Raw genomic sequence first — 305 nt, forward strand, 5'->3', positions numbered from 1 at the left:
ACTCGCATCTGCTTGCATTCGATCAGGTCCCCAAGTCCCGCTTCTTCTGCGTTTTCTTTGGCGATGTTTACCATCCGGTGATCCACGTCACTGGCAAAAATCTGCAGCGGCTGATCATAGTTCGCCTTTTCTTCCACTTCAAGGCGCGCCTTGTCCCACAGTTCTTTTCCGATCCATTCCCAGTCTTCTGAAGCAAAATCACGGTTAAAACCCGGAGCAATGTTTTGCCCGATTAAAGCGGCTTCGATGGCGATCGTGCCGGAACCGCAGAACGGATCGACGAACGGACGGTCAGGCGTCCAGTT

The 305-nt window shown here is 52.8% G+C and carries 1 pseudogene; it reads right to left on the bottom strand.

The annotated features are described in order from the left end of the window. Positions 1 to 305: pseudogene (locus tag SB660_RS19690) on the bottom strand (class I SAM-dependent RNA methyltransferase); the annotation flags it as partial.

This window comes from Bacillus sp. SIMBA_005 (assembly GCF_046535585.1).
Lineage (GTDB): Bacteria > Bacillota > Bacilli > Bacillales > Bacillaceae > Bacillus > Bacillus pumilus.